Annotated in this window: 8 protein-coding genes; 3 read left to right on the forward strand and 5 right to left on the reverse strand. The window is 73.7% G+C overall.

Annotated features, from left to right (window positions below):
• Positions 1 to 18 precede the first annotated feature (18 nt).
• From ABZU91_RS12580 to ABZU91_RS12600, 5 genes are all read right to left on the reverse strand, one after another.
• Positions 19 to 1,317: a hypothetical protein gene (locus ABZU91_RS12580; protein ID WP_355238183.1), complete on the reverse strand. Its 1,299-nt coding sequence runs from the start codon at positions 1,315 to 1,317 to the stop codon at positions 19 to 21.
• Between the two features lie 135 nt (positions 1,318 to 1,452).
• Complete coding sequence (locus tag ABZU91_RS12585; RefSeq protein ID WP_355238186.1) at positions 1,453 to 3,027, reverse strand: Na+/H+ antiporter; 1,575 nt, start codon at positions 3,025 to 3,027, stop codon at positions 1,453 to 1,455.
• 115 nt (positions 3,028 to 3,142) lie between these two features.
• The gene (locus ABZU91_RS12590; protein WP_355238189.1) at positions 3,143 to 6,538 is read right to left on the reverse strand and encodes a BTAD domain-containing putative transcriptional regulator; all 3,396 of its coding nucleotides are present in this window, start codon (positions 6,536 to 6,538) and stop codon (positions 3,143 to 3,145) included.
• 81 nt (positions 6,539 to 6,619) lie between these two features.
• Complete coding sequence (locus ABZU91_RS12595) at positions 6,620 to 7,300, reverse strand: CHAP domain-containing protein (RefSeq protein ID WP_355238192.1); 681 nt, start codon at positions 7,298 to 7,300, stop codon at positions 6,620 to 6,622.
• Between the two features lie 115 nt (positions 7,301 to 7,415).
• Entirely contained in the window at positions 7,416 to 10,190 is a 2,775-nt protein-coding gene (locus ABZU91_RS12600; RefSeq protein WP_355238195.1) for a BTAD domain-containing putative transcriptional regulator, read from the reverse strand.
• 255 nt (positions 10,191 to 10,445) lie between these two features.
• Here ABZU91_RS12600 and ABZU91_RS12605 point away from each other — a divergent pair, with 255 nt between their 5' ends.
• From ABZU91_RS12605 to ABZU91_RS12615, 3 genes are all read left to right on the forward strand, one after another.
• Positions 10,446 to 11,336, forward strand: coding sequence for an alpha/beta hydrolase (locus ABZU91_RS12605; RefSeq protein WP_355238198.1), 891 nt, complete (start codon positions 10,446 to 10,448; stop codon positions 11,334 to 11,336).
• A gap of 285 nt (positions 11,337 to 11,621) precedes the next feature.
• The gene (locus tag ABZU91_RS12610; RefSeq protein WP_355238201.1) at positions 11,622 to 12,071 is read left to right on the forward strand and encodes a hypothetical protein; all 450 of its coding nucleotides are present in this window, start codon (positions 11,622 to 11,624) and stop codon (positions 12,069 to 12,071) included.
• Positions 12,068 to 12,463: a hypothetical protein gene (locus ABZU91_RS12615; RefSeq protein WP_355238204.1), complete on the forward strand. Its 396-nt coding sequence runs from the start codon at positions 12,068 to 12,070 to the stop codon at positions 12,461 to 12,463. Before ABZU91_RS12610 ends, ABZU91_RS12615 begins: the two co-directional genes overlap by 4 nt.

The following is a 12,463-nucleotide window of genomic DNA, read 5'->3' on the forward strand; positions in this document are numbered from 1 at the left end:
CCAGGTGGCCGGCGGCGCTCAGCCGGCCTGGTGGCGCAGGTGTGCGGCGAACGCCTTCAGATCACCGAGCAGCTCCAGGATGGCGTTGCGGTAGGCGACCGACGCCCAGAGGTGCAGCTCCTCGTCGTCCAGTCCGCCGAACGCGAGCGACAGCGCCTTGCGTCGACGCCGGTCGAGCACCTTGTGCGGGCGGGCCAGGAGGTCGCCCTCGCGCCGCAACGCCTGGAGGTAGGCGGCCACCGCCTCCTGATAGTGCCGCCCGGCGACCCTCTCCAGCAGGGTGAACTCGAAGACGTTCAACGCCGCCTCGGAATCCCAGTAGGCGCTGTCGCGCACCGGCGCGCTCGCCACGTGCCGGCCCATGGCGTGGCGGGCCTCGTAGAGCAGCAGCACGCCCCGGCCGGTGGTGCTCAGCGGTCGGCGGGGTGCCGGCAGCCGCAGCGTCCGCACCGGCGCGGCCGCGGTCAGGTCCACCGCGCCGGCGTACGTCGGCATGCGCTGCGTCGCCGACGCCGACTCGGGCAGCAGGCAGGCCCGCTCCTGATACGGCACCGGACCCCGGCCGGGAGGCAGGGCGCGTACCGTCGCCTCGTGCAGCTCGCTGAGCGGCCGGTCGTCCGGGGCGCGGCCCGGTGGCAGCGTGAGCACGAGACCGTTGGCGCCGGGCACCGGCACGCCCAACACGCAGGAGTTGCGCAGGAACGCCCAGGTCGCCGCCGCCTCGCGAATGCCGCTCGCCACAGCCTGGGCGTCGGCGCGCCAGTCCTGGGCGATCCGTAGCCGTTGCGCCAGGTCGGCGGTCGCCGCGCCGTCGTGCGGATACAGCTCCCGAACGGCCCGGGGCAGCGACCCGGGGCGCAGCGCCAGCGGGTCGCCGGTGGGCGGGGGCGCGGCGTGCCTGGGGCAGTCGGCGTCGGAGTGCGGGTCACCGTCGACCGCGTGGCAGTCGCCCAACCAGCTCGCGCCGGGAGGACCGGCCGGACGGGCGAACGCCAGGTGAGGCAACCGGCCGGTACGCAGGACCGTCTCGTACTGCGGTCGGGCTCGCCCGGCACGCAGCACGTCCAGCGGCAGCACGGGTGCCAGCGTCACCACGGCGGTGAGGACGACGCAGTGCGGGCAGGCGTCGCGTACCCGGTAGCGACGGAGGTGGTCCAGACCGGGCTGCTCCCACTGGACACCGATGACGGCGTCGTCCTGCGCCATCAGGTAGAGGAACTCGGTGGCGACACGCTCACGGGTGACCGAGGCCAGTTCGTCGAGGAACTGCCGTTCGGTGACCACCCTCGGGTCGGCCGCGCTCGCACCGGTGGCCATGGGCACCCCCTCACCGACCGAGCACATCGACGAACGCCGAAACGAGCTCCACCGTACCCGTCGACGACCTGGCCGAGCGCCCCGTTCCTGCGTGCGGCGGTGTCACGAATGCGTCAGGCCGGGAGCTGCCGCCGCTCAGTCGTTGGGTCCGCGCCCCAGCAGCCGGATCTCCTCGTTGTCCAGCGCCGACTGAAGCTCCTGGAGTACCAGGTCGTCGATCTCCCGGTTGTCGCGCAGCCGGGTCAGCTCCTGTCGCTTGTGGGCGAGGACGGCGAGACGCAGCCGGCGTTCCAGCCGACGTTCCTCGGCGGTTCGGCCGCCGGTCTCGTTGAGGTCCTCCAGGTGCCGCTGGTATTCGGCCCGCAGACGGTGGACGGACTCGTCCTCGGCGCCGACCTCGGCGGCGACCTGGGGCAGGGCGTCCAGGCCGGCCTGGGTCGCGCGTCGGCGGGCGTGTCGGGCCTCGTCGACGCGCTCGGGGTCGCCGGACAGCCCCGCCCAGCGCACCACCAGCGGCAGCGTGGTGCCCTGCACCAGCATGATCAGGACGATCACCAGCGCGGTGACGAAGATGATCAGATCTCGCTCGACCACCGGCCGCCCGGCGACCGTCATCGTCGGGACGGCCAGCGCGGCGGCGAGTGAGACGGCGCCCCGGAACCCGGACCAGCCCGCGACCGTGCCGACCCGCCAACTCGACGTGCCGCCCTCCTGCTCCGCCATCCGACGACGTCGTAGCCTCGCCGACTGCGCCGTGAGGTAGACGAAGCCGAGCCGGGTGACCACCACGGCGAGCGTGACCGCGAGCACGATCAGCACGGCCCGCGGCGGCGAGGTGCTGACGATGCCGCGCACCGCCCGGGGGATCTGCGTGCCGAGCAGCACGAACAGCCCACCGTTGATCAGGAACGTGGACAGGTCCCAGAACGCGTACGCCAGCACCCGCGACCGGGCGCGGATCACCCGTGGGCCGGCGTACGCGAGGACCAGACCGGCGACCACGACCGCCAGCACACCGCTGGCGTGCACCGCGCTGGCGAGCAGGAAGGCGCCGAACGGGGTCAGGACGCTCAGCGCGCCCTCGCGCAGCGGATCGTCGAGCCGCTTGCGGATCAACACCACGATGACGCCCACCAGCAGACCGGCGACCAGGCCGCCGAGGCTGGCCCCGACGAACTCCTCGCCGATGCCCAGCGCCCCCGGCTCCGCGCTCTGGGTGAGCAGGCCCACGGTCACCGCGAAGACCACCAGGGCGGTTCCGTCGTTGATCAGGCTCTCGGCGTGCAGGGTGGTGAGGAGCTTGCGGGGCAGCCGCTTGGCCAGACCGGTCACCGCGGCGGCGTCGGTCGGCGCGAGGACCGCGCCGAGCACCCAGGCGGCGGCGGGGTTCACGCCGAACGCCTGGGCGGTCAGGGAGACGGTGATCATGGTGAGGACCACGAGCACCACGGCGAGCAGCCCGATCACCGGCAGGTTCGCCCGGATCTCCCGCAGGCTGATGGTGAGGCTCTCCCGGTAGAGGATCGCCGGCAGGAAGATCAGCAGCACCAGGTCCGGTTCCAGGACCACGTCCGACAGCGGCGGCGCGAGCCCGAGCAGCACCCCGAATGCGATGAGCAGCACCGGCGGCGCGACCCGGTAGCGGCCGCCGAGGGTGGTGCCGATCAGGACGGTGACGCCCAGCACCACGATCAGCACGAGCCCCTGCACGGCGTACCCCCTCGATCCCGGCCGACGGCGGAGGCCGGCGGTTCCATCTGACCGCACACCGGTGGCCGGTTCCACAGGAACGGACAAGTCCCCTGCCGGCCGAGCGCGGTAGCGCTCAGGTCGCGTCGGCGGCGCGGACGCGCGCGGTGAGCAGGCGGGCGGTCCGGCGGTGCCGGGCGGCCTCTTCGTCGTCGCCCAGCGCGGCGGCGAGGTCGGCAAGGTGCCCGGCGACCGGGCCGGCGGTGAGCACCCCGCTGCCGGCGGCCAGTTCGGCGGCGGCCGGCCGGAGCGCGGCGGCGACGCGCCGGATGGTGGGAAGGTCACCCACGGCGAGTGCCGCCCGGGCGACGAGGCACAGTCGCACCTCCCGCAGCAGGTCGTGCGGCCCGTCCGGGAGGGCCCGCAGCGCCGCCGTGGCGGCGCTGCGGTCGCCGCAGTGGGCGAGCAGCAGCGGTCGGACCCACGGCTCGTGCGGACCCCAGTCCAGGCCGGCCCAGTCCTCGCCGCCGAGACCGTCGACGGGCCGCCCGTCGGCGGGCACCAACCGGTCACCCGCCGGAAGCGTCGCGGGGTCGCCGACGGTCTCCGCCAGGCGCAGGCCGAGCAGGGCGAGCGGCAGCAGCCCGTGGGCCAGGCCCGGCATGCCGTCGGTCGGCAGCCGCTGGGCGGCACTCCGGTACGCGGTCGCCGCCGCGTGCCGGTCAGCGACCCACGCCTGACGTAGCGCGGCGTACCAGCCGGTGAAGACACCGACCAGCGCCAGCTCGTACCGCTGCGCGAGGCGGTCGGCGGCCCGCGCGTGCTCGTCCGCGCCGCTCCGGTCGGCGCGCGCGCAGCACGCTTGGAGCAGGATGAGGTGACCCAGCACCTCGAAGGTCACCAGTTGTCCCCCGGCGGCGAGGTCGACCAGCTCGACGCCGATCCGGGCCCGGGCCTCGGCCAGCCCGACCCGGTCGAAGGCGTGCATGAAGCGCGCGTTGAGCGCGAAGGCCAGCAGCCCGGGGTCGGCGAGGGTCCGGGCGATCCGCTCGGCCTCGGCGGCGGCCCGGCGGCCACGGTCACCGGTGGCGCCCCGCAGTTCCAGCGCGAGGGTGCTCAGCAGCCGACTGCGCTGCGCCGAGCCGGCCGGGCCGAGGCCGGTCAGGGCACGGTCGGCGGCGCGGACGATCCGCTCGGAGAGCTGGTCGTCGTCGTTGCGGGTCCAGATCGCGGGTACGTCGAACCCGGCCAGCACCTGCGCGGTCAGCCGGGGGTCACCGACCGTCTCGGCGTCGGCGATCGCCTCGGCGCGGTAGCGGCGCGCCTCGGCCAACCGACCCGTCACCGCCAGGCCGCGCCCGAGGCCGAGCAGAGCGCTCAACCGATCGCGCCGCTCGGTCCCCCCGGCCCGGTCGTACGCCTCGACGACCTGCGCCCACAGCCGGGTGGCCTCGTGCGGGTTGCCGTCGCGTTCGGCCTGTTCGGCGGCGGTACGGGCGTAACCGGCGGCCCGTTGGGCGGCGGCCGGCCCGCCGGCGGACAGCAGGTGGTGGGCGAGCGCGGCGGGGTCGACGGGCTGGTGCCGCTGCAACGCCTCGGCCACGGAGGCGTGCCAGGCAGCGCGACGCGACGCGGACAGGTCGGCGTACAGCGTGTCGCGGACCAGGATGTGGGTGAACCGTAGCCGCCCGTCGGGTGCCCGCTCGGTCAGGAAACCGGCCTGCAACGCGCGGTCCACGGCGTCCAGCAGCACCGCCGGGTCCTCGGTCAGCGCGCCGAGCACGGCGGGGTCGACGTCCCGGCCGAGCACCGCCGCCTGCCGCAGCACGGTACGGGTCGGGGCGGGTAGCTGCGCGAGGCGGTGCCGGATGACGTCGCGCACCCCGGGCGGCACCGCCTCCAGCGCCGCGCCGCCCTCGTCGGCGTACAGCTGGGCCAGCTCCCGGACGAAGAACGGGTTACCCCCGCTGCGGTGGTGGATCAGCGCGACGGTGGTCGGGGGCAGCTCCGTGCCGGCGACGGCGCGGGCCAGCTCGCCGGTCTCCTCCGCGGACAGGCCGCCCAGGTACTCCCGCGTCGGTTCGAGCACGGCGGCACGGGCCAGGGCGGCGGTCAACGCCTCGGTGATCTCGGTGGCCCGGTACGTGCCCAGGACCAGCACCGGTCCGGTGGCGGGCTGCGGTCCGGTGAGCAGGGCGGTGAGCAGGTCCAACGTGTCACCGTCGGCACGGTGCAGATCGTCCAGGACCAGCAGCACCGGGCTACGGTCGGCGGCGGCGGAGAGCACCGAGGCCACCGCACGGTGCCGACGGAAGCGGGCCACGGCGGGGTCACCGGGGCCGCCGGTGACGGCGGGGTCACCGGGGCCGTCGGTGACGGCCGCTTTGCCGTCCGACGGCGCGCCGGCCAGCGAGGACGTCCCGCCCGAGCCGGTGAGCGCCTCGGTGATCTGGGTCCACGGCCAGGCCGCCGGGGCGCCCTCGTACTCGGGGCTGCGGCCCCACGCCGTGGTCCAGCCCTCGGCGGCGAGCTGTCGGGTCAGCGCCTCGGCCAGGGCCGTCTTGCCGGCGCCCGGGTCACCGCTGAGCAGGACGAGGGTGGGCTGCCCGGAACGGGTGGCGGCGTGGGCGGCGCGCCGCAGCCGCTCCCGCTCGGCGTCCCGCCCCACGAACGGCCGCCGCGACGCCGGCCCGCCGTCGGGGCCGGCTCCGGTCTGGGCCGCAACGGCCACCGTGGGGAGGTCGGTGAGGTGTGCGGCCTGCGCGAGGATGTCGGCCTCCAGGCGGCGCAGCTCGGGGCCCGGGTCCACCCCCAGCTCCGCCACCAGGACCTCGCGGGCCTCGCGGAGGGCCGCCAGCGCCTCGCCCTGTCGGCCGGCGCGGTAGCGGGCCAGCGCGAGCAGCCGCCAGGCGTCCTCCCGCAGCGGGTGGCCGGCGAGATGGCCGGGCAGGTCGGCGGCGGCCTCGTCCGGCCGACCCAGCGCGAGCAGCGCCTCGGCCCGCCGTTCGACGGCGAGCATGCGCAGCTCGTCCAGCCGGTTGACCTCCGCGACGGCCCAGCCCTCGCCCACGCAGTCCGCGTAGGCGGGCCCACGCCAGAGCCCGAGCGCCGCATCCAGCGCCGCAAGGGCCGGCGCGGGCAGGCCCGCCGCGAGGTGCCGCCCGGCCTCAGTGACGGCCGCCTCGAAGCGGTCGGCATCCACCGCGTCGGGAGCGGCCCGCAGCGCGTACCCCGATGGTTCGGTGACCAGGAGGCGGGATGGCTGCCGGGACGGCCGGTCGGGCTCCAACGCCCGGCGCAGGTCGCCGACGAACGTGCGGATCGCGCCCAGCGCCCGCTCCGGTGGGACCTCCCACAGGTCGTCGACGAGGCGTTCCACCGGCACCACCCGGCCCCGGGCGATCAACAACCGGGCCAGCACGAGTCGCTGCCGGTGCCCCCGCAGTGGGACCGGAACCGTCCCGGCGGTGGCGGTCACCGGTCCGAGCACGCCGAACGTCACCGCCACCGGTGGGCTCGGCTGCCTGGTCATGGCACCAATCTACGGACGGCGAACGGGCGACGACGCCGGCCCCGAGCCGCGGGGCCCGGAGCCGGCGTCGTCCGCGTCGGCCTACTTCGCCGCGGGTGAGGCGTACCCGACGACGGACGATTCCCAGTTGTTGTGCTGCGGGTGGGTCACGCCGTCCGACTGGTTGCCGCCGACCACGTAGTGGTTGCCGTCCGTGCTGGTGTCGACGTACGACGTGACGATGGCGACGTGGTCGTAGGTGCCGTTGCCGTCCCAGTCGTAGACCGCCGCGTCGCCCTTGCGCGGGACGTAGCCGCTGCCGCGCCCGTGCCAGGTGCCGTTGTTGATGCCGTACGTGCGGAAGCTGCCCGCCGCCGCGGTGAGGCCGGTGTACTTCGCGCCGCCCCAGTAGAAGGCGAACTTCGCGAAGTCGGCGCACCAGGGCCGCTTGCGCCACGCCACCGGCCCCCAGGCCTTGGTGCCGTCGCGGTACATGTAGCCGTCGGTGGTCTTGCCGCACTTCGCGTACGTGGAGGCGGTGCCGTCGTAGCGGTCGTTCGCCGGGTCGGCCCAGAAACCGCTGTAGAAGTTGCAGTCCTCGGTAGACGTCTCGGACAGCCGTGCCTGGACGTCGGTGTTGGTGGAGGTGTACTGCTCCCAGGCGATGTTGCCGACGTCGATGCCGAGCTGCGTGTCGCCCGCGGCGTACGCGGGGCTGGCCACGCCGAGCGCCGACGCCGCGAGCGCCACCGCTGCGACCAGCGCCATCCGGATCAGTTTCATCGGTTCTCCCACTTTCTGACTGACGGGTGTGGACGTCAGAAAGCGTCGGCGTACGGGCTTGGGCGCATCTTGAACGAGTCTTGACACCGACGCTCGACGACCCGTGGGGAGACGGTCAGGCTTCGAGGTCGCGCAACGTGCCGGCCACCGTATCGGCGTTCGGATGGTCGAGTTCGCGAAGGATGGCCACCGCCTGCCGCAGGAAGTCCCGCGCCAGGTCCGCCTCGCCGGCGGCGGAGTGGCTCGCACCCAGATGGGTGAGGATCTCCGCCTCGTTGTACCGGTCCCGGAAGTTGCGGACCAGCTTGAGAGCCCGCTGATAGCAGGCGTTGGCCTCCGCGTACCGGCCCAGGTGGTGGTACACGTAGCCCAGGCTGTCCCAGGAGCCCGCCTCCGCATGCTGGTCGCCGACCTCCTGGTCGAGTTCGACCGCCCGCTCGCAGTACGCCAGTGCCGCCCGATGGTCACCGAGCTGTGTGTGCAGCCAACCGACGTTGTTGACGGCCAGCGCCTCCCCGGCCCGGTGTCCGGCGTCGCGGTAGAGCTCAAGGGCCAGTTCGTTGTGCCGGAGCGCGTCGGACCACCGGTCCTGCTGGTTGTGTGCCCAGCCGAGCCCACGGTGGGTGTGCGCCTGGCTGACCGGGTCGCCCAGCTCCTCGAACAGCGCGAGAGCCGCCTGGTAGTGCCGATGTGCCTCGTCGAGCTCCCCGAGCTGTGTGTGGGCCACCCCGAGACTGCGGTGGGAGCACGCCTGCCAACGCCGCTCGCCCAGCCGGCGGGCGGCACGCAACGCCGTGAGCTGTGTCCTCGTCCAGTCGCGCCAGTGCCCCTGCTCGTCGAGGTGACTCTCCAAGGTCCAGGCCAACTGCCAGGTGTACGCGTCGAGCCCGTCCCGCGCCGCCCGGTTCAGGACGCCGAGCAGCACCGCGTGCTCGGTCTGGAACCAGGCCAGCGCCTGCGCCTGGTCCGCTACCGGGTCGAGGATGAGCTCGGACGACGCCGGCGGGAGCGTGATCGGCTCGCGTGCCGGGTCGAGCAGACACGCTGCCGCGTGCGCGGTGTGCAGGTAGTGGTCGAACATGCGACGCAGGGCGGCCTGCCGGGTGTCCGGGAGGTCGCTCTCGATCTGCTCGGCCGCGTACAGGCGTACCAGGTCGTGCAGGCGGTAGCGCGTCGACGACTGCTGGTGGACCAGGTGCGCCTCGTACAGTTCGTGCAGCAACGGCCGGGTCTGCTGCGGGGGCAGGCCGTTGAGGCTCGCCGCGGCTCCCAGGCTGACCTCGGTGCCGGGGGCGAGACCGAGCAGCCGGAACATCCGGGCCGCCCGGGGTTGCAGCGCGCGGGTGGAGGCGGCGAAGACCGCGCGCAGATCGGCGGTCAGGTCGCCGGTGGTGAGGGCGTCCAGGCGCGTCGCCTCCTCGGACAGCTCGTCGACGAGCGCCCGGAGCGGGAGGTCAGGGTGCATCGCCGCGCGCGCCGCGACGATGCTGAGGGCCAGGGGCAGGCCGTGGCACCGGGCCAGCAGCGCGGAGACGCTGTCGGGTTCGTGCGCGAGGAGTCGCGGCCCGAACCGGCGGGACAGCAGGTGGTACGCCTCGTCGTCGGTCAGCACGTTCAGGGTGAGCCCCTGCGCGCCCTGTGCCACGAGTCCGCCGAGACGACGGCGGCTGGTCACCAGCACGGTGCAGGTGGGGCTGCCGGGCAGCAGCGACGCGACCTGCTCGGTGTCGTGGGCGTTGTCCAGCAGGATCAGCATCCGCCGGCCCGCGATCAGGGTGCGGTAGAGAGCCGCCTGCGCGTCCAGGCCGGTCGGGATCGCCTTGGGCGGCACGGCGAGGGCGTCGAGGAATCCGCGCACCGCCACCGGCGGTGGTACCGGCTCGGCGGTGGGGTCGAAGCCCCGGAGGTTGACGTACAACTGGCCGTCGGGGAAGCGGTCCAGATTGTCGTACGCCCAACGCAGGGCCAACCAGGTCTTGCCGACGCCGCCGGTCCCACCGATGACCGCGACGGCGACGGCCTCGGCGTCCTCGGCCTGACCCGGGACGAGGTCGGACAGTGTGGCCCGTTCGCGGACCCGGCCGGTGAACAGCGGAGGTGGGGCCGGCAGTTGCCGGGGCGTCGGAGGGGGCGCGACCGTGCCGGTCGTCGGCGCGGCCAGCGCGGGGTCGCCGTTGAGGATGCCCAGGTGCAGTGCTTGCAGGTCGGGGCCGGGGTCGACGCCCGTCTCCTCCGCCAGGACCCGCCGCAGCCGGTCGTAGTGCTCCAGCGCCTCGGCCTGCCGGCCGCAGCGGTAGAGGGCGCGCATGAGCTGCCCGGCGAGGCGCTCGTCCAGAGGGTGGGCCGGCGCCTCCCGCAGCAGATCCGGCAGCAGGGCCGCGTGCAGGCCGAGGCGCAGCGCGGCGTCCGTGCGGTCCCGCTCGGCGGCCAGCCTCTCCTGCGTGAGAGCCTCCCGCGTCTCGTTGAGCCATGGAGTGTCCAGCCGGGGAAACGGCTCGCCACGCCACAGGCCGAGGGCCTCGTCGAAGCGGCGCAGTGCCTCCTCGTCGTCGTCCACGGCACCCGCTCCGGTGACCAGCTCGCGGAACCGGTGCAGGTCCACCGCAACCGGGTCCACGGTGAGCAGGTAGCCCCCCGAACGGCGGGAGATGGTCACGCCGTCCGCGTCGGCGAGGCAGGACCGCAGCCGGGACAGGTAGCTGTACAGCGAGTTCACGGCCCGCCGTTGGCGATGGTCGGCCCAGACGCGAGCGAGGAGTTGGTCGACGTGCACGACGCGGTTCGCCTCGAGGAGCAGGACCGCCAGGACGCTGCGCTGCCGGGCGTGGCCCAGGTCCACCCACTCGCCGTCAATCTCCGCCTCGACCTCGCCGAGCAGCCTGAACTCCACCGACACCGTCCCCCGCTGTCGCCCATTTCCGGCCTGACCAGGCGATTCAAGATTTGTTCAAGAAACTGCTTCAGCCTACCCGGCGACATTCGCGGACCCGAATGGCGAAGGTCGCCGGTCTAAGTGCTGGGACGGCTGAGGCGGCAGGCACTGATCCGACGCTGACCGTCCGCTGATCACCGCCGAGCAGGCTCGACGACGTACGACGGCGACGGGCATCTCCCGCGCCGACCCGCTCACCAGGAAGGCCGACCCGTGCAGCCGAGGATCAACGGATTCGACTACCAGCGCGTCACCGTCGCCGACGGCGTGACGCTCGCCGCCGCCGTCGGCGGCTCCGGGCCACCGATCGTGCTGTTGCACGGTTTCCCGCAGACCCACCTCATGTGGCGGCACGTCGCCGCCGACCTCGCCGCCGACCACACCGTCATCTGCCCCGACCTGCGGGGTTACGGCGAGAGCGACAAGCCGGTGGACAGCGACGGCACCGTGTACGCCAAGCGGACCATGGCCGCCGACATCGTGGCGCTGGCGGGGGCGCTCGGCCATGACCGCTTCGCCCTGGCCGGGCACGACCGGGGTGCCCTGGTGGCGTTCCGCGCCGGCCTCGACCACCCGTCGGCGATCAGCCGGCTGACCCTGCTCGACGTGCTACCCACCCTGGACATGTGGGACGTGCTGCACGGCGTCAGCGCCTCTGTCGCCTTCCATCTGTACCTGATGGCGCAGCCGCCCGGCCTGCCCGAGAAGCTGATCGCCGGGAGCGCGGACGCGTTCTTCGGCCACTTCCTCGACGTCTGGACCCGCGACCCGGAGGCGCTGCCGGCCGACGTGCGCGCCGCGTACCTGCGCGCGTCCCGCGACGCGGTGACCTCGATCGTCGCCGACTACCGGGCGTCCGCGGGGATCGACGTGGCTCACGACGAGGCCGACCGGGCGGCCGGCAACCAGCTACGGATGCCGGTGACCGTGCTTCAGCAGGACTGGGGTGCCGCGCTGGGCTACGACGCGGCGGCGGTGTGGCGTGCCTGGGCCCCGGAACTGGAGCACCGGACGGTCACCTGCGGGCACTTCATGGCGGAGGAGGCGCCAGCCGTGGTGGTCGGGGCGCTGCGTGGCCACGGCGAGTTGGATATCCGACACTGAGCGTAACGAGCGACAATGGCGTGGCCGGGCTACCGCAGGCAGCCCGGCCACGCCCCCTCAAGGGGCTCTGACCTGCGGAAATGCGACGTTACACCAGGTGGACGCCAACCGGTCAGCGGTGATACACAGGCAGATATCGGCGACCAACGACGGCACGTCGGTCCCCCTCTCGACCATCGACCGTTCCCCACCGCCCCGGCTACGGACTGACGCGCACGTGGCTCTCCACCGGGCAGCGACCACGGCCGCCGGCGGACGCGGGGGTCTACGACCAAGGGAGTCGCCGTGAGGTATCTGCGTATCCGGTCCCGCCACCAGCCGTACGAGGTCGCTGTCCTGACCACAGCACCCGTCTGCGGCATCCTGATGATGCTTCTCGACGTCCGGCCGACCTCCGTGCAGTCGTCCATGCCCGCGCCGGTCCAGGTCGCCTGGGAGATCGGTCTGATCACGGTGGGAGCGTTCGGGCTGCTGGGCATCCTGTGGCCCGGGCGGCTCTCCACCGGGCTCGGCATGGAACTCGCGTCGCTCCTGGTGCTCGGCACGATCACCGGCATGTACGCGGTGGCCCTGGTCGCCCTGTGGAGCCAGCAGACCCTGGTTGCCGCGTCGTTCGTCGTGGCGGTGACGATCGGGTCGCTCTGGCGGGCCGCGCAGCTCGCCGTCGACCTACGCCGCCTGGTCCGCGCTTGCGAATGCGTGAGCCACGAAGAGCTACAGGGAAGTGTCCCGTGAACAACTCCCCCGCACCGGCGGCACCGCACTGGGTGCAGGTGACGCTCAGTGTGTTCGGAATCCTCGGGGGTTCGACAGGTCTGGCCGCCATCGCCACCGTGCTGGTGCAGCGGGGCAAGTTCAAGGCGGACGCCGCCGACACCCTCACCGAGGCCGCCCTCACCCTGGTACAACCGCTGCAGAGCAGGATCACCGAGTTGGAGAGTGAGGCGCTGCACGCCCGCTCCGAGCTGGGGACACTGCGCGAGCAGGTCAACCAGTTGCAGTTCGTCGTCCGGGTGCTGACCCGCACGCTGGACCGGTGGCGGGCCGCCATCCGCGCGCCGGACGCCACCCTGCGCAAGGTACGGACGGTGGTCGCGGAGTCCGACCGGCTCCCCGAGGACCGCTGA

Origin of the sequence: Micromonospora sp. NPDC005174, from assembly GCF_040608495.1 — a bacterium.
Classification (GTDB): Bacteria; Actinomycetota; Actinomycetes; order Mycobacteriales; family Micromonosporaceae; genus Micromonospora.